This is a genomic window from Kitasatospora sp. NPDC043949 (assembly GCF_056435365.1).
The window spans coordinates 39227-61914 of record NZ_JBWKEQ010000043.1; the positions used below are offsets into that span (position 1 = coordinate 39227).

Sequence of the window (22688 nt, forward strand, 5' to 3'; positions counted from 1 at the left end):
TGAAAAGCGCAGTGTGTGGTTAAAGCACCCCCAACACGTGTGCCCCCCCCCCCCCCCCACCCCCCCACCCCCCCCCCCCCCCCCCCAAAAAAAACCCCCCCCCCCCCCCCCCCCCCCCCCTGGGCCTTCAGAATCCCGGCCGCATCCTGGCCGTCCTTTTCGGCGCCTTCTGTGAAGCTCGCCCGCGCGGTGGAACCGGTGGCAGGCGCAGACGGTCACCTTCGGTGTGACCTCGAACGAATCGCAGACCGATCCCGTCCGCCCCCACGTCAGCCGCAGGCGCATGCTGTTGGGCGTCGCCGGCGTGGCGGCGGCCGCCGTCACCGTCGGGGGCATCGGCTGGTGGGCGCGGCGGGACGCCGACACCGGCCACCGCGTCTGGAGCCGGACCGGCACCGGCAGCCGGGTCGCCCTGTCGGCCACCCCGCAGTCCGACCTCTACGTCGCGGACTTCGACGGCACGGTCAGGGCCCTCGACCTGCGGACCGGCGCCCCGCGTTGGAGTGCCGAGGTCGCCTCGCGCAACCCCGCCGACAGCAGCTTCGGCTGGCCGATCGCCGCAGGTGACGGACTGGTCTGCGTGACCACCGACTCCCACGTCCACGCCCTGGACGCCGCGTCCGGAGCCGTCCGGTGGACCGTGCCGGCGCCGAGGGGCTACCTGTCCGGATGGACGGACGGCCCCACCGTCGGCGGGGACGTGTTCGTGATCTGCGACGGCCGCGTCCACTCCTACGACGCGGCCACCGGCGAGGCCCGGTGGGCCGGCCCGCTGGAGGCCGCCTGCGGGCCGGCGGTCGCGGGCGGCACCGTGTACCTCGCCGCCCCTGCGGGCGGGATCTCCGCCCTCGACGCGAAGACCTGTGAGCGACGCTGGGAGCAGCCCGCCGTCGGCACGCTCGTCGACCGGCCCGTGGTCCACGAGGGCGTCCTCTACCTGTCGGCTTCCGCCGGCGCCGCCTCGACCGTCTCGGCCTCGACCGTCTCCGCCCTGGACGCGGCGACCGGTCGGGTGCTCTGGCAGCGTGACGACCTCGGCCACCCCGTTGTCCAGCCCGCCCCGGTCGCCGACGGGACGCTCTGCCTCCTCGACAACGACCGGGTCATCGCCGTCGAGGCGGGTACGGGCCGCAGCCGGTGGACGTCCTCGGTGCCGGACGGCCTGGGCCGGGGCATGAGCACCATGGCCGTCGCCGACGGCCGGGTCTACGTGGCGCTGAACGACGGTCGGCTGCACGCCCTCGACCTCGCCACCGGCCGGCTTCAATGGCAGGACGATCCGGCCAAGTTCGGCACCGAGTACACCGGGCTCTCGCTGACGGCCTTCGGCGGCGTCGCCTACCGCGGCAGCCGGGCCGGCCTCTACGCGGCGGGCATACCCGCGGCCTGACCTCCGCGCGAGGTCTCGGCGCGGCAGGGCACCGCGCGGTGCGCCTTCAGGCAGCGGGCACTGCCCGTAGGGACCTGGCGCCCGGGTCGACGTCACCGATATCCAGGAGAGTGAGCTTTCGAGTCGAGAGGGGGACGATGCACGCCCACGACAGGACCAAGGCTGCCGCCGCCGGCAAGGCCCGCACGCCGGCCCGTACTTCGGAGCCGACGACCAGGAACCCGAACCGGGCGCAGGCCGCCGCCCAGTCGCTGCTCGGCCTCCAGAGCACCCACGGCAACGCGGCCGTCGTGCAGATGCTCCGCGCGACCGGGATCCAGCGCGCGTCCGACCAGAACCGGCCCATGATCAATCACCAGAACCCGGACGACGACTGGGAGGCCGACAACACCGCGCCCGCGCGTACGGACGGTCTCGTCCTCAGCGGTCACGGCGCCTGGGAGGCCGCGAACGGCAGCTTCCGGGTGCCCGCGGGGACGCGGGTGCACTTCTACACGCAGCACGGGATGGTCCTCCCCGACGACCTGGGCGGGCAGGTGGAGAACGGCGCCAACCGGGGCGGCAGCGTGGAACAGGGGCAAGAGCGTGGCGCCGCGCGCACCGTGGTGGGCGGGCGGAGCCTGCAGAACTACACCATCTCCTACCCCAGCGGCCTCACCATCCGGGGAAACCCGGCGATCGCCAGCCCGGTTGGCGGCGGGTACGACGTCGAACTCGATCCGGGGACGCCGGCCGCAACCGTCATCAACGTCGCCACGCTGATCGACCCCCAACTCGCGGGCCGCTCGATCGTCTTCGACGGCGACGTGCTGCTGAGCGACATCCTGCGGCCCGGCATGGGCGACGTGCACTTCGCGGCCTGCCGCTTCGTCGAGACCAACAGGCCCGGGACGCGGAACCAGGGCCGTCCTCAGAACCACAACTACGCCGGCGACCCCGGCGAGGCCGGCGGTCTCTACAACCCCTGACCCGCCCGGCCTCCAATGCTCCGCGCTCCGCGCAGGAAGTCGGCCCACCCGACTTCCTGCGCAAGGGGCGCCGCCCCGAGCAGGCCTCAACCAGCCACGCGCACCACGTACTTGCCGGTGGCCCGCCCCTCCGCCATGGCGTCGTGGGCGGCGGGGACGGAGGCCAGGCCGGGGACTTCGGTGACCGGCAGCGTGAGGTCACCGGCGGCGAGCAGGTCGAGGACCGTGCGGATGGCGCGGGCGAGCCGTTCGGGGGCGGTGGCGGCCAGGGCGCGGTGGCTGAAGCCGGTGATGGTGAGGTTCCCGGCCATCAGGCGGCCGAGCGGCGGCAGGTCGGCGACGGCGCCGCCGCCCGCGTTGCCGAAGAGGACGATCCGGCCGCCGGGTGCGGTGAGTTCGAGGTCGAGCTCCAGGGCCTCGGTGCCCAGCGGGTCCAGCACGAGGTCGACGCCCCGGCCCCCGGTCGCGGCCCGGACGGCCTCGGGCAGTGCCTCGTCGCGGGCGAAGGCGTGGTGGTAGCCGGAGGCGACGGCGGACGCCGCCTTCTCCGGGCGGCCCACCGTGCCGATCAGCCGACCGCCGCCCCCGATCAGCGGGACCAGTTGGGCGACGGCGTGGCCGATCCCGCCGCCGGCCGAGTGCACCAGGACGGTGTCCCCGGCGGTGAGCCGGCCGGCGTCGGTGAGCAGCAGCACGGCGGTGGCCAGGCCCAGCGGGGCGGCGGCGGCCTCGCGCAGCGCCAGCCCGTCCGGGACGGGCACGGTGAGCGCGGCCTCGGCGAGCACCACCTCGGCCAGGCCGCCGCCGACGGGCGCGGCCGCCACCCGGTCGCCCACCGCCAGTCCGGTGACGCCCTCGCCGACCGCCCGGACGGTGCCGGCCACCTCCTTGCCCGGCCGGTACGGCCAGGCGGTGACGTAGCCGGCGTCGCCCCGGCGGCCCATCACGTCGACGAAGTTCAGCCCGGCGTAGGCGACGTCGACCGCCACCTGGCCGGGGCCGGGGCTCGGGGCCTCGACCTCCCGGATCTCCGTGTGCTCGGCCCCACCGGGTGCGGTCATCACCAATGCGCGCATGTCGGTCCCCCTCGACTACGATTTTCGACGAACGGCGAAATTGACGTGGGGTAGTGGTACCACGTAGTTTCGATGATTGTCGAACATCGCAGATCAAGCGCAGATCAAGCGCTTGAATCAACCGCAGATCAGGGAGGTCGGATCATGCCCCGCAGTACCCGGCGCCGACCGGCGCTCGCCCACCCCGCGACCGGGGAGATCGACCTGCTCGACGTCCTGCACGCGCTCTCCGACCCCACTCGGATGACCATCGTGCGCATCCTGCGCGCCGAACCCGAGCGGGCCTGCGGCACCTTCCCGGTGGACGTCGCCCCCTCCACCCTCAGCCACCACTTCAAGGTGCTGCGCGAGTCCGGCCTGATCCGCCAGCGCGAGGAGGCCAACCGCAAGTTCTCCGCCCTGCGCGCCGTCGACCTGGAGCAGCGCTTCCCCGGCCTCCTCGACACCATCCTCGCCGCCCACACACGGGCCGAAGCCGACGCACAGGCCGAAGCTGACGTGCAGGCCGAGCCCCACGCGCGGGCCGAAGCCCGCGCGTAGGCAGCCGCCCGCGCGCGGTGGCGCAGCCCGTCAGCGCAGGCGCGAGGAGGACAGGATCGACGCCAGGTGCGCCACCACCATGCCCCAGGTGATCACCGCGATCCCCGCGACCGCCGCCCGCGTCGCGTCCAGGTTGCCGAGCGCCGCGTCCGCCACGGCCGCCGCCAGCAGCACCAGGGAGGCCTCGATGCCGTTCGTCACCCGGTGGATCTTGAACACCGAGGCGAGCCGGCGCGCGGTAGCGATGCCCTGCGAGCGCGGCTGGGTGGACTCCTCGTCCGCCGGGGCCTGCCCGCTGCGGGCCCGGGCCACGTCCACCAGGTCCGTCGAGGCCTTGAGCAGCACCACGCCCAGCGCGGCCGCCAGGCCCACCGACACCCACAGCTCCGACCCGCCCCGGGCCGCCCGCACGCCCGCGCCGATCATCAGCGCCGCGTCCGCCAGATAGGCGCCGAGCCGGTCCACGTAGACCCCGGCCATGCTGAACTGGCGCTTCCAGCGCGCCACTTCGCCGTCGACGCAGTCGAAGAGCAGGAACAGCTGGAACAGCACCGCCGCCAGCACGGCGCCGGTCAGGCCGGGGATCAGCAGGGCCGCCCCGCCGCCGACCCCGCAGACCACCATCACCCAGGTGAGGGTGTTCGGCGACACCGAGGTGCGTACCAACTGCCGGGTCGTGCGCAGCGAGATGCGGCGCATGTACAGCCGTCCCGCCCAGTGCTCACCGTTGCGGCTCTGCAGCTTGGCCTGCGGCTGGCACACCTCGCGCAAGTCCGCGAGCGCCGGAGCAGCCACCATGACGACATCCCTCCACCTGTCCCGAAACGATCACCACAGGCTACGGCCTCCCGGACCCCGCCCCGACCGGTCCCTCGTCGCCGTCCGGAGGCGGGGGAGCCGCCTGCCGGGCCGCTCCGGGAGGAAAACCGCTGGGCCGCCGGAAGGCCCCGGGCTAGGCTTCGCGGGTTCGTCGGAACCGGAAGCCCCGGCCCCGATCACCCGCCCCCGCAAGCCGGTTGACGTGGTCCGGAGCGCAACGAGGAGTGCTGATCATGGCGACCACAGGCGGCGCGGCGCATAGCCCGGGCCTGGCCGAACTGCTGGCCGAGCACCGGCCGCAGGGCCCGACGGAGACCGCCGACCACGAGCGCGTCCGCCACCTCACCGGGGCCGCCGACGCCTGGGACCGCGGGACGCCGCTGCACTTCACCGCCTCCGCGCTGATCGTCCACCCGCCGACCCGGCGCGTCCTCCTGCGCTGGCACGTGCGCCAGCAGGCCTGGCTCCAGGTCGGCGGCCACGGCGACCCGGGGGAGACCCTGCCGCTGGACATCGCGCTGCGCGAAGGCCTGGAGGAGACCGGACTCGCCGACCTCACCCCGTGGCCCGACGCCGCCCTCGTCCACCTCGCCGTCGTGCCCGTCCCGGCCTCGCCCGTCGAACCGGCCCACGAACACGCCGACCTGCGCTTCCTGCTGGCCACCGCCACCCCGGAGCGGGCGCGGCCGGAGAACCCCGCCGCCCCGCTGGAGTGGCTCACCATCGCCGAGGCCCGGCAGCGGACCACCGAGGAGAACCTCCGCGAAACGCTCGACCGGGCCGGCCGCCTGCTCGACGCCCCCGCCTGACCTTTCGAACCCCGCTGGAGCACACCCGGATGCACACCGACCAGACCCTCATCTTCGACGCCGACGACACGCTCTGGGAGAACAACGTCCTCTTCGAGCGCGTCATCGACGGCTTCCTGGACTGGGCCGCCACCCCGGCCGACCGCGAGCCCGCCAGGGCCGTCCTCGACGAGATCGAAGCCGCCAACTCCGCCGCCCTCGGCTACGGTGCCGCCGTGTTCCGGCAGAGCCTCACCGACTGCCTGCGGCGGCTGAACGGCGACCGCACCCCCACCCCGGCCGAAGAAGCCCGGATCGACGGCCTCCTCACTCCGCTCAGCAGCCGCGAGATCGAGCTGATCCCCGGCGTCGCCGACACCCTCGCCGACCTCGCCGGACGCCACCACCTGCTGCTGCTCACCAAGGGCGACCTCGACGAGCAGCAGCGCAAGGTGACGGCCTCCACGATCGACCACCACTTCCGCGGCGTCCACATCGTGGCCGAGAAGTCGGCGGACACCTACCGGCGGCTCAGCGCCGAGCTCGGCCTCGACCCCGACCGGACCTGGATGATCGGCAACTCGCCCAAGTCCGACATCGCCCCGGCCCGCCAGGCCGGCCTGCGCACGGTCTTCATCCCGCACGAGCACACCTGGGTCCTGGAACACCAGGACCTCGGCCCCGACGAGGCGACCCTGCGACTGGCGGCCTTCTCCGAGCTGCTGCGGCACTTCTGACACGGACCGGCGGGGTCGGCAGGATCGCCGGGGTCGCCGGGGTCAGCGGGATCGGCGGCGGCGCTCACAGCGCGAGCGCCGTCGCCGGCGCCGGTGCGCCGCCCCGGTGCAACCAGGCCCGCTCCGCGGCCGTCCACGTGCTCGTCGTCACCAGGTGGAGCGCGGCGGCCACCGGCACCAGCATCGCGAACAGCACCGACCCGAAGGACAGGTAAGGCAGCAGCCCCGCCCCCGGCTGAGGGGTCGGCTGCGCGGCCGCCGCCCGCCTGGCCCGGCGGAAGTTGACGTACCCGACCGCCGCCAGCCCGGCGTACAGCAGGCCGAACACCGCCAACTGCCCGGCACCGTGCGCGCTCCCGACGTGCAGCCCGAGCGGCACGCCGAACAGGGTGTGGTCCAGCAGGCCGTTCGGGGTGGTGAACAGGCGGTACATCACCGAGAAGAACGGAATCTGCACCAGCATCGGCAGGCACCCCGCGAACGGCGAGGCCCGCTCCTCCCGGTACAGCTCGGCGAGCGCCTCCCGCAGCTTCTCCGGGCGGTCCTTGAACCGCCGGTTCACCTCGGCGACCTTCGGCGCCAGCCGCGCCCGCGACTTCTCCCCCCGCGCCGCCGCGCGCGCGAAGGGATGCAACGCCAGCCGGACGGCGACGGTGAACAGGACGATCGCCAGCGCGGTCGGCAGTACCTGGGCCAGCGCGGCGACGGCGGCATGGGCGACGGCGACGGCCGGGTCGAGAACAGTGAGAACGGACATGGTGGAGCGAGCCCTCCGGGGGTCTCGGAAAACGAGTGGTCGACGGAGGACGGCCGCGTGGAACGGCGGAAGACGACGAAGCTACGCGGCCGCCGGGGCCGCACCCGGTGCCCTCGGGCGTCGCCTGCCCCGGGCATCGGGATCGCGCTGCGGCAGGAAGGCCGTACGGAACGCGCGCCGCCGCAACACCCCGCTGCGCACCGCCGTGGGCGCCCGCGCGCCCAGCAGCCGCGCCCCCGCCAGCGTGCCCGCGACCGCACCGGCCAGCAGCGCCACGGCGGCGACCGCCGCCACCGACGCGACCGTCCCGCCCTCGGTCACCAGCTCCCCGGTCAGCACCCGGAGCAGCCCGAGCAGCATCGCGACGACGGTCATGCGCTGCTCCTCCTTCGGCGTGACGGACTCGGGGCTGCACGGACTTCGCGGCCCTCGGGCTTCGGTCCCACGGGCTTTGGGCCCACGGGCTTCTGGCCCCACGGACTCGGGGCCGGACTTCAGACGTTCAGGACGATCGCCGAGCCCGCCGAGTTCCCGCCCGGGCGCGGAATTCCCCGTAGCGTACCCGCCGCGCCGAGGTGCTTCGCGAGGCAGTGCAGGGGCGTAGCCGCAGGTGCTACACGGGGCTACCGTGGAGGGATGAAGACGATTACCCAGCGGGAGTTCCGGAACAACTCCGCCGCGGTGATGGACGCGGTGGAGGCCGGGGAGACCTTCCACATCACCAGGAACGGGGTCGAGGTCGCGGAGCTGCGACCGGTGTCCGGACGGCGGCGGCTCACGGCGGAGGAGCTGGTGGCGCGGCACGTGAAGCTGCCGCGGGTGGACTACCAGCAGATGCGCAAGGAGGCCGAGGAGTACTTCGGGCCGGAGGAGCTGGTGGGCGACGACGGCGACGACCCGTTCGAGCGGCGGCGTGGCTGAGCGCAGGCGGGCAGCCCGGCGGCGGCCGGCCGGGGTGCTCGACACCTGTGTCTACATCGATCTGGCCCTGCTCTCCCCGGCGAACCTGCCGGCCGTGCCGGAGCTGACCGCGATCACCTTCGCGGAGCTGCAACAGGGCGTGTCGATGGCCCGCGACGCGGTCAGCCGGGCGGCCCGGCTGGAGGTGCTGGGCGCGGCGATGGCCGACTTCGACCCGCTGCCGTTCGACGCGGCGGCGGCCGCCCGCTACGGCACGCTGGTGACCCTCACCATCGCCGCCGGGCGGCAGCCGCGCCCGCGCCGGATCGACCTGATGATCGCGGCCGTGGCCTCGGCCCACGGACTGCCGCTGTACACCCGCAACGTCGCGGACTTCCGGGGCCTGGGTTCGGCGGTGGAGGTCATCGGGGTGTGACGGCCGCCGCTCGCCGGTGGAGCCGTGCTCTTCGCGCTCTTCGTGCCGCTGGCCTGCCGCCCCCGCCCCGCTGGCTGGTCATCTAAGCAGCTTAGAAGTGGAATCGGGGGATGGAAGGGGGTGGCAGGCCCGGCAGCCCCGGCAGCCGCTCAGCCCAGGCGGACCGCGGTGCCCGTGGCGGCGGAGGCCCGGGCGGCCTCCAGGACGGCCAGGGTGGCCACCGCGTCGCGCGGGTCGACCGGGGGCGGGGTGCCCGGGGAGGCCAGGGCGGCGGCGATGCCCGCGTAGAAGGCGGGGTAGTCGCCCGGTTCGGTGGGCAGCGCGATCGAGGACTCGTCGGTGCCGAGGGTGCCGTACTGCGAGGGCTGGTCGGCACCCCACGGGCGGGCGCCGTCCGGTCGGTGCCCGGCCCGCAGCTCCGCCTCCTGCGGGTCCATGCCGGGCTTGACGTACCCGGCGGCGTCGCCGAGCACCCGCAGCCGGGGGCCGATCAGCGGGGTGATGGCGCTGGTCCACAGGTGCGAGCGGGTGCCGGAGGCGTGGGTGAGGGCGAGGAAGGCGTCGTCGTCGACGACCGCGCCGTCCCGGCGCACGTCGACCTCCGCGTACACCGTCTCCACCGGGCCGAACAGGGTCAGCGCCTGGTCCACCAGGTGGCTGCCCAGGTCGTACAGCGTGCCGCCGACCTCCGCCGGGTCGGCGAGCTCGCGCCAGCCGGGCTTGGGCTTCGGGCGGAACCGCTCGAAGCGGGACTCGAAGCGGTGCACCCGGCCGAGCGCGCCGCCCCGGACCAGCCGGGCGGCGGTCAGGAAGTCGCCGTCCCAGCGCCGGTTCTGGAACACGGAGAGCAAGGTGCCCCCGGCCTCGGCGAGCTGGCACAGCTCCAGCGCCTCGGCGGCGGTGCCGGCCAGCGGCTTGTCGACGACGGTGGCCAGCCCGGCGCGCAGGGCGGCGCGGGCGAGCGGCGCGTGGGTGCGGTTGGGAGAGGCGACGACGACGAGGTCGAGCGCGTCCGGGTCGGCGAGCAGCTGCTCGGGGGTGTCGACGGCGCGGGCACCGGGGTGTTCGCGGCGCAGCTGCTCGCGGCGCTCGGGGTTGGCGGTGACCACGGCGTCCAACCGCAGCCCCGGCGTGGTGGCGATGAGCGGGGCGTGGAAGGCGGAGCCGGCCAGGCCGTAGCCGATCAGGCCGACGCGGAACGGGCGGTCCGGAGAGGACGAGGGGGTCGAGGCGCTCATGCGCCCACTCAATCACGAGGCGCCCGGTTGCTCCCGGTTTCGCAGTGGCGGAGCCGGGAGGCGGGGCGGACGTCGGTTCGCGTCCTCGCTCGTCGGACGGCATGGGGGCGAGACGTCTCAGGGCAGTTGACGGGTCAGCCGACGCAGCCGGGTACCGAGGGGGAGCTGCCGACGCAGTTGTCGGGGGTGTTTCCACTGACCGGTGTCGTGGTGAGTGTCATGGTGCCGTTCTGCCGGTAGATGCCGCCGGCCGTCATGACGGCATGGTTGGCGCTGATCTGGGTGCTGGTCAGCGTGGTGGAGGTGGAGCCGATGGCGGCGATGCCGCCGCCCTGGGACCCGGAGCTGTTGCCCGCGTCGATGAAACTGCTGGTGGTGGTGAGCGAGCCGCGCAGGCCGTTGTAGATCCCGCCGCCCTGGCCGGTGGCGCTGTTCCCGGCCACGGTGCTGTTCGTGAAGGTCGCCACCGCCCCCTTCTGGGGGGCGCCGATGTCCTCGTTGGCCAGGCCGCCGCCCCTGCCCTGGGCGGTGTTGCCGGTCAGGGCGCTGGCCGTGAGGGTCACCGCGCCGTAGTTGAGGATGCCGCCGCCGTCGGTGACGGCGGAGCCGTTGCTGAGGGTGACGTTGCCCTTGAGGGTGAGGCTGGCGCCCGCGGCCACCTTGACGATGCGGAAGCCGGCCGTACCGGCCGTTGTCGAGCGCGTGATGGTGTCGTTGTCACCGGTCAGGGTGATGGCGGTGGTGATGATCGGCAGCGCGTTCGCGCCGTCGGTGTCACTGCTGTGCGACGAGGCGATGGTGTAGACGCAGTCGGTCGCGAGGACGACGTTGCCCCCGCCGGCGCTGTTGGCGGCATTGATCGCCGCGACCAGCGCCGTCTCGTTGCAGGCCACGGCCGCCTGTGCGGAGGTGGGGGCCAGTGCGGCCAGCACGGCGGTCAGGACGACGGAACCGGCGAGGACCGGAATGGTGCGGATGCGTCGCATGACGCTCCCTTCGGGTTGATGGAGACCCCCGTGTTCGTGGTGCCGTGCCAGCAGCAGCAGCAGCAGCAGCTGCGGGCGCGGGCCCGGTTCGGCCCGCGCGAGCAGACCGGGCCGGGGGGGGGGGGGGGGGGGGGGGGGGGGGGGAGGGGTGGGGGGGGGGGGGGGCGTCCCCCCCCCCCCCCCCCCCCCGGCGGCCGAGCGATGCCGCGCGTCCGTCTCAGGTGGTGAGAACCGGCGGAACGGCGCAGGCCTTCACGGCGGCGGTGCTGGCGGTGGCGGCGGTGGCGGCCGCGGTGGCGGCAGCGGTGGAGGAGGTGACCGCGGCGGCCTCGGCGGCGGCGGCGCTGGTGGCGGCTGCGGCCTCTGCGGCGGCGTTGGGTGGCACGGCTTGGGTCGCCGCGATGAAGGTCTTGAGGGCGGCGGCGGCCGACGCGGCGTCGGCCTGCGCCGCGGCTGCCGCGGTGGAGGCGTTGGCGGCGGCGACCGACGAGGAGACGGTGGCGGCCGCGCAGGCCACGGCGTCCCTGCGGGCCTGACCGGTCGACGCCGAACTCGGTGTGTTCGTCGAGATGTTGGCCTCGGCCGCAGCCGTGCCTCCGGCCAGCAAGGTGCCGATGGCAAGAGCTGCGACGGCTATGCGATGGATCTTCATGGGTCCCTGTTCTGGGAAGGATGGGCTCACGTGCCCGGCAGCACAGCCGAACACGGATGCCACGGTGACGAGAGCCGAACCGGCTCCCACCAGAACAAGAACACCGAGCGGCCCGCCTGTCCCTTCGATCATCGCGCCGACGTGCCGAAAGCCGGACCGGAACTGTCCGACTTCCTGTGCGACTTCGCTGGTCAGGAGCGTGCGGGAAGGTCCGGTACGAACTGCCCGGTGGTCCCCTCATCGGCGTAGCGCGTTTGCGTGGACGAACCCGTCCACCGGCCGACTGCCTCCGTTCGCACCGCGGCCGTGCCCGGGAGGAAGTGGCGCACGCGGATGATGTTGCTGCCGGCACGTCGTGGCCGTTCCCGTCCGGGGCCGGGGTCGGCCCGAGGAGGCAGGCTCTAGGCTGGTCCGTGTTGGGGCAGCCAGTGGCGCCCGGCCGGCCGAGGGTGTCCGGTCCGGAGCGATGTGCGAAATCGTTCAGAACCGTTGCAAGACCAAGGAGACACCTACGTGGCAGACCGCAAGCCCATCGAGTCCTGGCTGACCGACATGGACGGCGTCCTCATCCACGAGGGCACGCCGATTCCCGGTGCGAAGGAGTTCCTGCGCAGGCTGCGGGAGTCCGGCAAGCCGTTCCTGGTCCTCACGAACAACTCCATCTACACCCCGCGCGACCTCAGCGCCCGCCTGGCCGGGATGGGCCTGGAGGTGCCGGAGGAGTGCATCTGGACCTCCGCCCTGGCCACCGCCAAGTTCCTCAAGGGCCAGCGCCCGGGCGGCACCGCCTACGTGATCGGCGAGGCGGGGCTCACCACCGCGCTGTACCAGGCCGGTTACGTGCTGACCGACAACAACCCGGACTACGTCGTCCTCGGCGAGACCCGCACCTACAGCTTCGAGGCGCTCACCAAGGCGATCCGCCTGATCAACCAGGGCGCCCGGTTCATCTGCACCAACCCCGACGAGACCGGCCCGTCCCCCGAGGGCGTGCTGCCGGCCACCGGTTCGGTCGCGGCCCTGATCACCAAGGCGACCGGCGTCGAGCCGTACTTCGTCGGCAAGCCCAACCCGCTGATGATGCGCGAGGCGCTGAACACCGCCGGGGCCCACTCCGAGACCGCCGTGATGATCGGCGACCGGATGGACACCGACATCGTCGCGGGCATGGAGGCCGGCATGGAGACCATCCTGGTGCTCACCGGCCTGACCGCCGCCGCCGACGTCGAGCGCTTCCCGTACCGGCCGACCCGGGTGGTCAAGTCGATCGCGGACCTGGTCGAGCTGGTCTAGCCTCTGCGGTGCTGTCGTGGGCCCCGTTCCGGCCGGTCGCCGGAGCGGGGCCCGTTTCGTACCTGTGGTTCGTACCTGTGGGGAGGCACCGGTGGTTCGTACCTGTGGGGAGGCGCTGGCGCAATGAGCGCGACGGGGGATGCGGGGCCGCCGGAGGCGCGGCGGGATGCCGGGGGCGTTGGCGGGGAGGCCGACGAGAAGCGGGTCACCTGGGCCGAGCTCTACTTCGACCTGGTCTTCGTCTTCGCGATCACCCAGGTCTCCGGGCTGCTGCACCACCACCACGACGCCACCGGGCTGGTCCGGGCGCTGGTGGTGTTCGTGCCGGTGTACTGGTGCTGGGTGGGCACCACCGTGCAGGCCAACATCCGGGACGTGGACAACCTGCGGGACCGCCTCGGCATCCTGGCGGTCGGGCTGGCCGGCCTGTTCATGGCGCTCGCCGTCCCGGGCGCGTACGGCGGGCGGGGCGTGCTGCTCGGCGCCGCGTACTGGCTGGCCCGGCTGGTGCTGCTGCTCCTGCTGATCCGTCTGCCGGGCGTCTGGCGCGGCCCGTACGGCGTCGGCGTGCTGGTCAGCGGGCCGCTGCTGGTCGTGGGCGGGCTGCTGCCGGACGGGCCGCGGCTGGCCCTGTGGACGGCGGCCGCGCTCTGCGACCTGGCCGCGCCGCTGGTGTTCCGGCGGCGGCTGGCGGCGGTGGCGTACCACCCCTCGCACATGCCGGAGCGGTTCGCGCTGTTCCTGCTGGTGGCGCTCGGCGAGTCGATCGTCGGGATCGGCGGGACGGCGGCCGGCGCCCGGCTCGACGTGGCCGAACTCGCGGCCGTGGCCGCCGCGTTCACCATCTCGGCGGGGCTGTGGTGGCAGTACTTCGTGTACGCGGCGGACGCCATGCGGTACGCCGTGGAGGTCGCCGACTCCCGGCGGGACGTCGTCCGGCGGATCTTCCAGTACGGGCACCTGGCGCTGGCCGCCGGGGTGATCGGGGTGGCGGTCGGCTTCGGGGAGACCGTCGCGGACCCGTGGCAGACGCTGGGCCCGGGGTCGGTGGCGCTGCTGTACGGCGGGTGCGGGCTGTACCTGCTGACCTTCGGCTACACCCGCTGGATGATGTTCCGCAAGGTGGCGACGACCCGGGTCGGTGCGGCGGCGGTGGTGCTGGGACTGGCGCCGGCGGTGGTGCGGCTGCCGGCGCTGGCGGTGCTGGTGGCACTGGCGGTGCTGCTGGTGGCGCTCAACGTGGTGGAGCACGTCCGGGTGGTGCGGGCGGTCGGTGCGGACCCCGCGTCGGTGCCGCCTGCCGGGTCCGCGCTGCCTGTTGGGTCCCCGCTTCCCGCTGGGTCCCCGCTGCCTTCGGCGGCTCCGGCGGCTTCGGCGGCTTCGGCGGAGTGAGTTGTCGGTGGGGCTGTGTAGCGTTCGGGGTGAAAGAGGGCGTGCGGCACAACAGCCGCGGTGTGGGAGGTAGATGTCGTGACGGACACGGTCGAGGCGGGCGTGGTGGAGGCCGGCGAGGGCGGCGGGCTGGAGCTGCCCGAGTCCTGGCGCCCGGTGCTGGGCGCCGAGACGGAGAAGCCGTACTTCGCCGAGCTGGCGGCCTTCGTGGCGGCCGAGCGTGCGCAGCACCAGGTGTTCCCGCCGAGCGGCCAGGAGTTCGCCGCGCTGGAGGCCACGCCGTACGAGAAGGTCCGGGTGCTGGTCCTCGGGCAGGACCCGTACCACGACGACGGCCAGGCCCACGGCATGAGCTTCTCGGTGCTGCCCGGCACCAGGACGCCACCCTCGCTGCGCAACATCTTCAAGGAGCTGGACGCCGACCTCGGCATCCCCGCCCCGGACAACGGCTACCTGATGCACTGGGCCGAGCAGGGCGTCCTGCTGCTCAACGCGGTGCTCACGGTGCGCGCGCACGAGGCCAACTCGCACAAGGCGAAGGGCTGGGAGAAGTTCACCGACGCCGTGATCAAGGCGGTGAGCGAGCGCGAGGAGCCGGTGGTCTTCGTGCTGTGGGGCAACTACGCGAAGAAGAAGCTGCCGCTGATCGACACGTCCAAGCACGTGGTCGTGCAGGGCGCGCACCCGTCGCCGCTGTCGGCCAAGCTGTTCTTCGGCAGCCGCCCGTTCTCGCAGATCGACACGGCGCTGGACGGTTTCGGCGGCGAGCCGATCGACTGGCAGGTGCCCAACCTGAAGCAGGGCTGAGCGCCCGGGGCTGAGCGCCCGGGGGCTGGGTGAGGGGTGGTTCGGGCGGGCGGGGTCGCCCGTCCGCCCGCTCACGGCCACCCGGCGTTCACCGCCCGTCGCGGGCGGGCGGTGGCCGGTGTGCTTAGCTGGTGCCGACCGGTCGCCGGACCGGCTCTGGGGGAGGGGCGGTACGTGCGCCGGGTGGGACGGGTAGTGGCAATCCGACGGGCCGTGGGGGCGGCCCTGGTCGTGCTGTTGGCGGGGGCCGCGGGCTGTAGCGGTTCGACCGCCGGGTCGGCCAAGGGATCACCCGGCGGCCCGGGCGGCGGCGCCTCGGCCGGTGCCGCGGCCGGTGCCGCGGCCGGCGGGCCCGCCGCCGCGCCCACCGCCTCCGCCGCGAACCCGGGCACCGGCCCCGCGAGCCTCGCCCAGCTCCCCGGCCAGGCCTTCTACGTCTCCGACCAGACCAACGCCGCCCGGCAGGTGACCGCTCTGCGCGGCCAGGGCCGGCCGGCGGAGGCCGACACGCTGCTGCGGATCGCCGCCCAGCCCTCCTCGCAGTGGCTGGGCGAGCAGGGCGCCAAGGAGATCGCCGAACAGGTCAGCCGCCGGGCCGCCGAGGCGGACCGGACGGCGGTCTTCGTCGCCTACAACATCCCGCACCGCGACTGCGGCCTGTACTCGGCCGGCGGCGCCGCCGACGCGGCCTCCTACCGGGCCTGGATCAGCGGTGTCGCGGAGGCCCTCGGCGACCGCAAGGCCTGGGTGGTGCTGGAGCCGGACGCCGTCGCGCACACCCTGGACAGCTGCGGGATCAAGGGCGACCTGGCCGCCGAGCGGTACGGCCTGCTGGCCTTCGCCGTGCAGGAGCTGAAGAAGCGTCCGCAGGTGCGGGTCTACCTGGACGCGGGCAATCCCGGCTGGTCGCAGGACCCGGCCGAACTCTCCACCGCGCTGCGCAAGTCGGGGATCGCGGCGGCGGACGGCTTCGCGGTGAACGTCGCCAACTTCTACGACACCGGCCGCAACACGGCCTACGGCGGCCAGCTCTCCGCCGCCCTGGGCGGGAAGCACTTCGTCATCGACACCAGCCGCAACGGCAACGGACCGCTGGGCGGCGACGCCTGGTGCAATCCGCCCGGCCGCGCGCTCGGCGAGCGGCCGACCGCCGACACCGGCCGGGACGGTGTCGACGCCTACCTGTGGATCAAGAACCCGGGGGAGTCGGACGGCGAGTGCGGGCGCGGCGAGCCCCGGGCTGGAGAGTTCTGGCTGCCGTACGCGCTCGGCCTGGCGCAGGCCGCCCGCTGAGGGGGCCGCTCCGCATCAGTGCCGGTCCGCACCAGTGCGGCTCCGCGCCAGGCCGCGACGCACCAGTGCCGGTCCGCGCCAGGCCGTGACGCACCGGTTCGCTCAGCCGGTCACCTGGATCCAGCGCGCGACCGACGGGGTGCCGGCGGCGTCGGTCAGGAACAGCATGTACCAGCCGGGCGGCAACAGGTTGGGGTTGGCGGGGAGCGTGAGCGAGACCCCGTCGGCCGTGCGACCGCTGATGTCCAGGGCCACCGACCGCTGTTCGACGTCGGTCACGTGGGTGACCGAACTCGGCCGGATCAGCTTGGCGGTGGCGACCGCGTCCGGCCGGGCGGTGCCGATCCGCACGGTGGTGCCGAGCTTCGCGGCCCCCGGCGCGGCGGCCACCTGCGGGCGGTCGCCGTGGAACAGGTACGGCGGGGTGTAGATCTCGATGCGCTGCTCGAAGCCGCCCGGTGTGGTCTCGGCCTTGTCCGCGAACAGCGGGTTGGAACCGAGCACGGCCACCCGGCCGTCCGGCAGCAGCAGCGCCTCGGAGTGGTAGTTGCGGCCGACGGCGGGCTCGGCGGCGGTGCTGAAGCTGTTGGTGTCCGGGTGGTACACCTGTGCCTTGAGCAGGTCGCTGGCGCCCCGGCCCCGGTAGCCGCTGGAGCCGCCGGTGGTGAACACGGTGTCGTCCGGGAGGATCACGCTGTTCAGGTAGCGGGTGCCGCCGGCCGGCAGGTCCGGGCCCGGGGTGAAGGCGGGCTTGGCGGCGGAGAGGTCGACGATGTCGGTGCGGGCGGTGGACAGCGGCGACTCGCCGACGCCCCCGCCGCCGAGCACCATCACCTTCTGGGCCTGCGCGGGCGGCAGCAGCACCGAGGACGAGGTCTCGGTGAGGGCGGGGTCGCGCAGGCCGGGGACGGGCTGGAAGCCGTTGTTCGACAGGTCCCACACCCCGGGGTCGCGGCCCTTGTCGGCCGGGCCGTAGCCGGCGTTCGAGCCCGAGTAGAAGAGCTTGCCGGAGGCGGTCAGGAAGATCGACGGGTAGGTCGGGAAGTAGCGGTCCGGGCCCTTGGACCAGGTCTTGTTCTTCGGGTCGTAGATCTCGTTGTCGTTGCCGTTGAGGATCTCCCCGGTGTCGTCCAGGCCCGAGACGGTGACCACCCGTCCGTCCCCCAGCCCGGTGAGCGTCGGGTACCAGCGGGCGTACGCCATGTCGGTGACCTGCTCGTACAGCTCGGTGTCCGGGTTGAACTCGAACGCGGAGCGGATGCCCTGGTACTCCTGCTTGTCCAGGGTCAGCTTCGCGCTCTGCCCGTACAGGTTGTGGGCGTCGACCCCGGCCAGGCCCTTGATCCGGTACTGGGCGGGGGAGTCGGTGACGTAGCCGGCGCCCTCACCGACCGCCTCGACGAACACGTGCTGCTCGCCGGCGGTGACGACGGTCTGCTTGCCGGCGCCCGTCTTCACCGCGGCCGGGACGGTCACCGGCACGGTGGAGGCGTACTCGCGCCCGTTCGGGCCGACGAAGACGGTGCCCTTGGGGAACGTCCTGGCGCGCTCGGGGCTCTCGTTGCGCACCCGCATGACGCCGGCCGCCCTCTTCACCACGCCCGCCAGCTTCTCGTACCGCTGGGTGCCGCCGGCCACCAGGACGCGGCCGTCCGGCAGCGAGGCGTGGCCGCCGCAGAACATGTCGGCCGGGGTGGGTATCAGCTTGTAGGTGTTCGCGGCCGGGTCCCAGAGCAGGCTGCGGAAGCTGCCCGCGTCGAAGCGCTTCTCGTCGTTGCCGGAGCCGGCCACGATGAGGACCTTGCCGGTGCGCAGCAGTGTGGCGTGGACGGCGTTGACCCGGAACTCGGCGGGGAGCGTGAGGGTCTGCCAGTGGCCGTACTCCGCCTTGTAGTCGGGGCGGTTGATCACGTACTGGTGGTACTGCTGGCCGGCGAAGCCGAGGACGGCGGGTGCGTTCATCCCGGCGACGGTCAGCGCGACGGTGCTGCCGAGGGCGAAGCGCTTGGTTCGGCCGGTCTTGTGGATCTTCACGGTGGTTGGTCCCCTCGTGAGGTTCGGGAGCTCGTGAGGTTCGGGGGTGCTGGCGGGTCGGGCGGCTTCAGCGGGTGGTGGTGTGCTCCGCCCGGTCGGGCACTGCGGGGGCGCCCGGCGGCGCGGTCGGTGCGACCGGCGCGGTCGGTGCGGTCGGTGCGGTCGGGCCGTGCCGGGGATCGCGGGCGTGTCGGGGGCGGCGCTTCTCCAGGACGACCCTCGGGGTCGCCGCCGGACCGCCGGTGACGGTGAGCGTGGCCGTGGGCCGGGCGCGTCGGCGGCGGACGGCGTCGCCGGCCAGCACCAGGATCGGCAGCACGGTCAGGACCAGGGCGATCCAGGCCCAGGTGCGCATCGCGACGTGGTCGTAGCCGGTGAAGAAGGAGGCCGCTATCGCGCCGCCGAACACCAGCGTCCAGAACAGGTGGAAGCGGAAGGTGCTCACCCGGTCCGCGCTGGCCGAACGGCCCTTCGGCGTCACCACGAAGCGGCTGCGCCGCCGCAGCAGCGCCTGCACCAGCGAGGCCGCGTAGACCGGGCCGCAGAGCGCGGACATCAGCATGCCCGCGACCCCGGAGGAGCCGGCCGGCTCGTGCGGGCTGACGTTGTGCTTGCGGTTCCAGGTGTAGAGCAGCAGTTGGAGCGCGGCGGCGTCGCTGTACAGCATCATCCAGATCTCGGAGGACACGTGGACCCCCGAGGCGCCGAACACCAGGTAGAGCACGCTGGACAGGCCGCCGAGCAGCCAGGTGAGCGCCGCCATCGGGTAGAAGCCCACCATCAGCGAGTAGTTGAGCAGCCGCCCGGGCGACAGCCGCCAGAGCACCCGCCAGTACTGGGTGAGCAGGGTCTCGTAGGTGCCGCGGCTCCAGCGCAGCTGCTGGGAGAAGAAGTCGGTCCAGGAGGACGGGCCCTCGCCGACCGCGAGCACGTCCGGGGTGTACACGGATTTCCAGCGTTCACCGGTCTCGGCGTTCCGGCTCCGGTGGAACTCCAGGCCGGTCGCCATATCCTCCGTGATGGAGTCGTACAACCCGCCGATCGACTGGAGCGCACGGATTCTGACGGCGTTGTTGGTGCCGACGAACATGGGCGCGCCGTAACGGTTTCCGGCGCGCTGGATGAGTGCGTGGAAGAGGTACTGCTGGCTCTCGGAGAATTTGGTGACGGCCGATCCCGAGCTGCGGTAGTTCCCGTACACCTGGGGTCCGACCACGAATGCCACGTCGGGGTCGCGGAAGTAGCCGAGCATCCGCTCGCAGAAGTCCGGCAGCGGGACGTGGTCGGTGTCCACCGAGACCCAGAAGTCGTAGTCGTCGCCGTGCGCCTGCAACCAGGCGTTGTAGTTGCCGTGCTTGGTGCCGGTGCGGAACCGGCCCTTGGGCTGGTTCCAGTACGGGCGGCCGAAGCGGCTGAAGTGGCGGACGCCCAGCTCGGTGCAGAGCGCCCGCATCGCAGGATCGTTTCCCTCGTCCAACAGCCAGACGTCGTACGGGCCGTCGTGCCGGACGGCGCGTGCCGCGACCAGCGTGGCCCGCACCATCTCCGCCGGTTCCTTGCCCGGCACGCAGGCGGTGACGAACGCGACCCGGGTGCCGGACTCCGGCGTCACCGGTATCGGATCGCGGGCGACGAGCGTGGCGTGGGTGTTGGACACGACGTTGACCAGCCGGAACACCTCGACCACGGCGATGATCCCGATCATCACCTTGTCGCCCAGCAGCACCAGGGCGTGCGTCTCGCCGGGGCGCTCCGGCCAGTGCTCCGGCAGCAGCAGCCAGACCAGCAGCACCACCTCCACCAGCGGGGCCGCCACCATCAGCAGGGCGGCGCGGATCCGGTGCGGCTCGCGGCGCAGCAGGCTGCGGTACTGGACGCGGTAGGAGGCGGTGGGGTCGACCTCTTGTGCGGCCTCCTGCGTGGCCTGGTGCATGGTTTCCTGTGCGGCCTGGTGCGCGTGCCACGGTGTCGGCGGGGCTCCGTGGTGGGCGGGCTCGGGCCGGTAGACGCCGCCGCCGAGGTCGTCCTCCTCGTCCGGGTCGTGTGCCGGGCCGGCCAGCCGACTGAAGTGACCGTAGTCGTACGGGGCTTCGGGTACGGGAACGGCGGCCAGGTCGTCGTCGAGCCGCCGTCCGGCGCCTCGCCCGCGGGCCGTCCCGGCGTCCTTCTGTCGCGCGAACGGCATGGTCATCGTCTTCTCCCCCCGGCCGGGGCCCGGCCGTGGCGGCGGGCCCGTTGGTGCGTGTTCAGACCGGGGGTATGCGATCCGCCGTCCCGCGGCGCGCCTGGCCGGCCGCGTTCGGCGGGGCTGGTCCGCTCCCCCCGGAGCCTTGCTTCGCCTTGCCTCTTGCCTCGAAAGCCGTCCCCGTGAAACACCGCCCGGTGGACCGCCGTTGTTTCCAAGCGGTTTTCGGGCCGTCATTCGCGTCATGCGTCTGCTCGCGCCGGTGGGCGTTTGCGAGCGGAATTCATTGCGCGCCTGCCCGGGACTTCGAATGCGGATCCCGGTGCGCTCCCGGCTTCCCCTCCGGGCACGCGGGATCCACGGCGCCCCCAACTCTCCCGGAGGGCAACCGTGATCGCAACCTGTCTGGGAAATGATCACCGCGCAAGCGTGAAGATCCCACGGTTCCCGGCCAATCCGCACCGCGGTGGTGCTAATGCGGCGAATTCGGCGGGCGGGGCGGCGGTAGTGGCGCCTCGGAGGCAAAGCGAACGGCCGGACCTCCCCGACGGAGGTCCGGCCGCTGCCGCGGGGCGGGGCCGGTGCGTCCGGTCTGGTTGGTGCTGGCCGGTCCGGTCGACCCGGTCCGGTCAGAGCCGTGGAAGGAGGGCGGCGCCCGTCGCGGCCTGGACGTCCGCGAACCCCGTGCCCGGGGCCGTCTCCACCACCCGCAGCCCGTCGGGCGTCACGTCGATCACGGCCAGATCGGTCACGATCCGGTTGACAACTCCGCGTCCGGTGGCGGGAAGTGAGAGCTCCTCGACGATCTTCGGGGAGCCGTCCCGGGCGGTGTGCTCCATGACCACGATCAGTCGGCGGGCCCCGTGCACGAGGTCCATCGCGCCGCCCATGCCCTTGACCATCTTGCCGGGGATCATCCAGTTGGCGAGGTCGCCGGCCGCCGAGACCTGCATGGCGCCGAGCACCGAGACGTCGATCCGGCCGGCCCGGATCATGCCGAAGGAGAAGGCCGAGTCGAAGTACGAGGCACCGGGGGCGACCGTCACCGTCTCCTTCCCGGCGTTGATCAGATCGGCGTGCTCCGTGCCCTCGACCGGGTAGGGGCCCACGCCCAGGATGCCGTTCTCCGAGTGCAGCACCACCTCGACGCCCGGCGGGAGATGACTGGGGATCAGGGTGGGCAGGCCGATGCCCAGGTTCACGTACTGGCCGTCGCGCAGTTCGCGGGCGGCCCGGGCGGCCAGGGCGTTGCGCGGGTCGAGACCGGGCTGCGGGCGGTGGACGGGGTGCGGGTGGTGGACGGCCTGCGGTCGGTGGGCGGTCTGCGAGGTGGGCGCGGGGGCCGGGGTGCTGGTCGGGGTGGGCATCGCTTCAGGCCTCCTGGAGTGCGGGGCGGACGGTCCGGCGCTCGATGCGGCGGTCCGCGGGATCGGCGGCCACCACCCGGTCCACGTACACGCCGGGCAGGTGCACGGCGTCCGGGGCGAGCTCGCCCGCCTCGACGATCCGGTCCGCCTCGACCAGGGTGATCCGGCCCGCCGTCGCGCAGAGCGGGTTGAAATTGCGGGCGGCGGCGTGGAACACGCAGTTCCCGTGCCGGTCCGCCACCTCGGCCCGGACCAGCGCGAAGTCCGCCGTGATGGCTTCCTCCAGTAGGTACCGGCGGCCGCCGAACTCCCGGACCTCCTTGGCCGGTGAGGCCAGCGCCACCGAGCCGTCCGCCGCGTAGCGCCAGGGCAGCCCGCCCTCCTCGACCTGGGTGCCGACCCCGGCCGGGGTGTAGAACGCGGGGACGCCGGCGCCGCCGGCCCGCAGCCGCTCGGCCAGCGTGCCCTGCGGGGTGAGCTCCACCTCCAGCTCGCCGGAGAGGTACTGCCGGGCGAACTCCTTGTTCTCGCCGACGTACGAGGACGTCATCCGGGCGATCCGGCCCGCCCGCAGCAGCAGGCCGAGCCCCCAGTCGTCCACCCCGCAGTTGTTCGAGACCACCTGGAGGCCGGTGGTGCCGGTGTCCGCCAGGGCGCCGATCAGGGTGCTCGGGATGCCGCAGAGGCCGAAGCCGCCGACGGCCAGCACCGCGCCGTCGGGGATGTCCCCGACCGCGTCGGCGGGGGAGTCCAGGACCTTGTCCAAGGGATCACCTCGTGAGGAGTGGGATACGGGAGAGAGCACGCCCGGGCCGGGCCCGGCGGGAAGGCCCGGCGGGATGGCTCGGCGGGAAGACCCGGCGGCCGCCGCCGGACGGCTGCCGAGCCCCTCCACCGTCACCGGCCGCGGGCCGCCGCAGCCATGGCGGCTCCCGCCATGGGCGGGTACGAGCCAGTGTCGGTTGGCCACACCCGAACGTCCGGGGAACGGCGCCGCCCGGGTGGTATGTCGGCCGGAGCCATATCACGG

General features: G+C 73.5%; 22 protein-coding genes. 11 read left to right on the plus strand and 11 right to left on the minus strand.

What is annotated here, in order from left to right; all coding sequences use genetic code 11:
* The first annotated feature begins 226 nt into the window (after positions 1-226).
* Together AC07AL_RS28845 and AC07AL_RS28850 are read left to right on the plus strand one after the other, a co-directional pair.
* Entirely contained in the window at positions 227-1390 is a 1164-nt protein-coding gene (locus tag AC07AL_RS28845; RefSeq protein WP_363583702.1) for an outer membrane protein assembly factor BamB family protein, read from the plus strand.
* Positions 1391-1527: 137 nt separating this feature from the next.
* Entirely contained in the window at positions 1528-2358 is an 831-nt protein-coding gene (locus AC07AL_RS28850) for a putative adhesin (protein WP_363583700.1), read from the plus strand.
* An 86-nt stretch (positions 2359-2444) separates the two neighbouring features.
* Here AC07AL_RS28850 and AC07AL_RS28855 read toward each other — a convergent pair whose 3' ends face one another.
* Positions 2445-3434, minus strand: coding sequence for a quinone oxidoreductase family protein (locus AC07AL_RS28855; protein ID WP_478318738.1), 990 nt, complete (start codon positions 3432-3434; stop codon positions 2445-2447).
* 144 nt (positions 3435-3578) lie between these two features.
* On the opposite strand from AC07AL_RS28855, the gene AC07AL_RS28860 reads away from it, so the two are divergent.
* Positions 3579-3974, plus strand: coding sequence for an ArsR/SmtB family transcription factor (locus AC07AL_RS28860; protein WP_363583696.1), 396 nt, complete (start codon positions 3579-3581; stop codon positions 3972-3974).
* A 30-nt stretch (positions 3975-4004) separates the two neighbouring features.
* Here AC07AL_RS28860 and AC07AL_RS28865 read toward each other — a convergent pair whose 3' ends face one another.
* Positions 4005-4772: a CDP-alcohol phosphatidyltransferase family protein gene (locus tag AC07AL_RS28865; protein ID WP_363628133.1), complete on the minus strand. Its 768-nt coding sequence runs from the start codon at positions 4770-4772 to the stop codon at positions 4005-4007.
* A 254-nt stretch (positions 4773-5026) separates the two neighbouring features.
* Here AC07AL_RS28865 and AC07AL_RS28870 point away from each other — a divergent pair, with 254 nt between their 5' ends.
* A complete protein-coding gene (locus tag AC07AL_RS28870) occupies positions 5027-5602 on the plus strand; it encodes an NUDIX hydrolase (protein ID WP_400810265.1) in 576 nt (191 codons plus the stop codon).
* 29 nt (positions 5603-5631) lie between these two features.
* Entirely contained in the window at positions 5632-6318 is a 687-nt protein-coding gene (locus tag AC07AL_RS28875) for an HAD family hydrolase (RefSeq protein WP_363583690.1), read from the plus strand.
* Between the two features lie 64 nt (positions 6319-6382).
* Here the strand turns inward: AC07AL_RS28875 and AC07AL_RS28880 are convergent, their stop codons facing one another.
* Positions 6383-7075 (minus strand): YidC/Oxa1 family membrane protein insertase, encoded by a 693-nt coding sequence (locus AC07AL_RS28880; protein ID WP_400810263.1) that lies wholly within the window; start codon positions 7073-7075, stop codon positions 6383-6385.
* 81 nt (positions 7076-7156) lie between these two features.
* Positions 7157-7450 carry a DUF6412 domain-containing protein gene (locus AC07AL_RS28885; RefSeq protein WP_063349248.1) on the minus strand — a complete coding sequence of 98 codons (294 nt, stop codon included), beginning with the start codon at positions 7448-7450 and terminating at the stop codon, positions 7157-7159.
* A gap of 261 nt (positions 7451-7711) precedes the next feature.
* Between AC07AL_RS28885 and AC07AL_RS28890 the strand changes: the two genes are divergently transcribed.
* Together AC07AL_RS28890 and AC07AL_RS28895 are read left to right on the plus strand one after the other, a co-directional pair.
* Positions 7712-7996, plus strand: coding sequence for a type II toxin-antitoxin system Phd/YefM family antitoxin (locus AC07AL_RS28890; RefSeq protein ID WP_363583686.1), 285 nt, complete (start codon positions 7712-7714; stop codon positions 7994-7996).
* Positions 7989-8411 (plus strand): type II toxin-antitoxin system VapC family toxin, encoded by a 423-nt coding sequence (locus AC07AL_RS28895; protein WP_363370200.1) that lies wholly within the window; start codon positions 7989-7991, stop codon positions 8409-8411. Before AC07AL_RS28890 ends, AC07AL_RS28895 begins: the two co-directional genes overlap by 8 nt.
* A 149-nt stretch (positions 8412-8560) precedes the next feature.
* On the opposite strand, the gene AC07AL_RS28900 is transcribed toward AC07AL_RS28895, so the two are convergent.
* From AC07AL_RS28900 to AC07AL_RS28910, 3 genes are all read right to left on the minus strand, one after another.
* On the minus strand, positions 8561-9649 hold the full coding sequence (locus tag AC07AL_RS28900; protein WP_363583684.1) for a Gfo/Idh/MocA family oxidoreductase: 1089 nt from the start codon (positions 9647-9649) through the stop codon (positions 8561-8563).
* 134 nt (positions 9650-9783) lie between these two features.
* Positions 9784-10635, minus strand: coding sequence for a hypothetical protein (locus tag AC07AL_RS28905; protein WP_400810260.1), 852 nt, complete (start codon positions 10633-10635; stop codon positions 9784-9786).
* A gap of 217 nt (positions 10636-10852) precedes the next feature.
* On the minus strand, positions 10853-11287 hold the full coding sequence (locus tag AC07AL_RS28910) for a hypothetical protein (RefSeq protein WP_363628136.1): 435 nt from the start codon (positions 11285-11287) through the stop codon (positions 10853-10855).
* 513 nt (positions 11288-11800) lie between these two features.
* On the opposite strand from AC07AL_RS28910, the gene AC07AL_RS28915 reads away from it, so the two are divergent.
* The 4 genes from AC07AL_RS28915 (at position 11801) to AC07AL_RS28930 (ending at position 16072) form a co-directional block, all read left to right on the plus strand.
* Positions 11801-12580: an HAD-IIA family hydrolase gene (locus tag AC07AL_RS28915; protein WP_063349252.1), complete on the plus strand. Its 780-nt coding sequence runs from the start codon at positions 11801-11803 to the stop codon at positions 12578-12580.
* A 123-nt stretch (positions 12581-12703) separates the two neighbouring features.
* On the plus strand, positions 12704-13972 hold the full coding sequence (locus AC07AL_RS28920) for a low temperature requirement protein A (RefSeq protein ID WP_363628137.1): 1269 nt from the start codon (positions 12704-12706) through the stop codon (positions 13970-13972).
* Positions 13973-14050: 78 nt separating this feature from the next.
* The gene (locus AC07AL_RS28925; protein WP_244293451.1) at positions 14051-14779 is read left to right on the plus strand and encodes a uracil-DNA glycosylase; all 729 of its coding nucleotides are present in this window, start codon (positions 14051-14053) and stop codon (positions 14777-14779) included.
* A 201-nt stretch (positions 14780-14980) separates the two neighbouring features.
* Positions 14981-16072: a glycoside hydrolase family 6 protein gene (locus tag AC07AL_RS28930; RefSeq protein ID WP_478318752.1), complete on the plus strand. Its 1092-nt coding sequence runs from the start codon at positions 14981-14983 to the stop codon at positions 16070-16072.
* A gap of 102 nt (positions 16073-16174) precedes the next feature.
* Here AC07AL_RS28930 and glxA read toward each other — a convergent pair whose 3' ends face one another.
* The 4 genes from glxA to AC07AL_RS28950 form a co-directional block, all read right to left on the minus strand.
* On the minus strand, positions 16175-18106 hold the full coding sequence (gene glxA / locus AC07AL_RS28935) for a radical copper oxidase GlxA (RefSeq protein ID WP_478318743.1): 1932 nt from the start codon (positions 18104-18106) through the stop codon (positions 16175-16177).
* A 67-nt stretch (positions 18107-18173) separates the two neighbouring features.
* Positions 18174-20297 (minus strand): glycosyltransferase family 2 protein, encoded by a 2124-nt coding sequence (locus AC07AL_RS28940; RefSeq protein ID WP_478318744.1) that lies wholly within the window; start codon positions 20295-20297, stop codon positions 18174-18176.
* A gap of 623 nt (positions 20298-20920) precedes the next feature.
* Entirely contained in the window at positions 20921-21658 is a 738-nt protein-coding gene (locus AC07AL_RS28945) for a 3-oxoacid CoA-transferase subunit B (RefSeq protein WP_400810251.1), read from the minus strand.
* A gap of 4 nt (positions 21659-21662) precedes the next feature.
* The gene (locus tag AC07AL_RS28950; RefSeq protein WP_363583670.1) at positions 21663-22424 is read right to left on the minus strand and encodes a CoA transferase subunit A; all 762 of its coding nucleotides are present in this window, start codon (positions 22422-22424) and stop codon (positions 21663-21665) included.
* Positions 22425-22688 lie beyond the last annotated feature (264 nt).

Excerpts from the sequence above, each read along its gene's own strand:
- AC07AL_RS28855 (WP_478318738.1), bottom strand. The coding sequence starts at position 3,434 with ATGCGCGCATTGGTGATGACCGCACCCGGTGGGGCCGAGCACACGGAG.
- AC07AL_RS28875 (WP_363583690.1), top strand. The coding sequence starts at position 5,632 with ATGCACACCGACCAGACCCTCATCTTCGACGCCGACGACACGCTCTGG.
- AC07AL_RS28910 (WP_363628136.1), bottom strand. The coding sequence starts at position 11,287 with ATGAAGATCCATCGCATAGCCGTCGCAGCTCTTGCCATCGGCACCTTG.
- AC07AL_RS28850 (WP_363583700.1), top strand. The coding sequence starts at position 1,528 with ATGCACGCCCACGACAGGACCAAGGCTGCCGCCGCCGGCAAGGCCCGC.
- AC07AL_RS28890 (WP_363583686.1), top strand. The coding sequence starts at position 7,712 with ATGAAGACGATTACCCAGCGGGAGTTCCGGAACAACTCCGCCGCGGTG.
- AC07AL_RS28880 (WP_400810263.1), bottom strand. The coding sequence starts at position 7,075 with ATGTCCGTTCTCACTGTTCTCGACCCGGCCGTCGCCGTCGCCCATGCC.
- AC07AL_RS28945 (WP_400810251.1), bottom strand. The coding sequence starts at position 21,658 with ATGCCCACCCCGACCAGCACCCCGGCCCCCGCGCCCACCTCGCAGACC.
- AC07AL_RS28905 (WP_400810260.1), bottom strand. The coding sequence starts at position 10,635 with ATGCGACGCATCCGCACCATTCCGGTCCTCGCCGGTTCCGTCGTCCTG.
- AC07AL_RS28900 (WP_363583684.1), bottom strand. The coding sequence starts at position 9,649 with ATGAGCGCCTCGACCCCCTCGTCCTCTCCGGACCGCCCGTTCCGCGTC.
- AC07AL_RS28865 (WP_363628133.1), bottom strand. The coding sequence starts at position 4,772 with ATGGTGGCTGCTCCGGCGCTCGCGGACTTGCGCGAGGTGTGCCAGCCG.
- AC07AL_RS28870 (WP_400810265.1), top strand. The coding sequence starts at position 5,027 with ATGGCGACCACAGGCGGCGCGGCGCATAGCCCGGGCCTGGCCGAACTG.
- AC07AL_RS28860 (WP_363583696.1), top strand. The coding sequence starts at position 3,579 with ATGCCCCGCAGTACCCGGCGCCGACCGGCGCTCGCCCACCCCGCGACC.
- AC07AL_RS28940 (WP_478318744.1), bottom strand. The coding sequence starts at position 20,297 with ATGACCATGCCGTTCGCGCGACAGAAGGACGCCGGGACGGCCCGCGGG.
- AC07AL_RS28885 (WP_063349248.1), bottom strand. The coding sequence starts at position 7,450 with ATGACCGTCGTCGCGATGCTGCTCGGGCTGCTCCGGGTGCTGACCGGG.
- AC07AL_RS28920 (WP_363628137.1), top strand. The coding sequence starts at position 12,704 with ATGAGCGCGACGGGGGATGCGGGGCCGCCGGAGGCGCGGCGGGATGCC.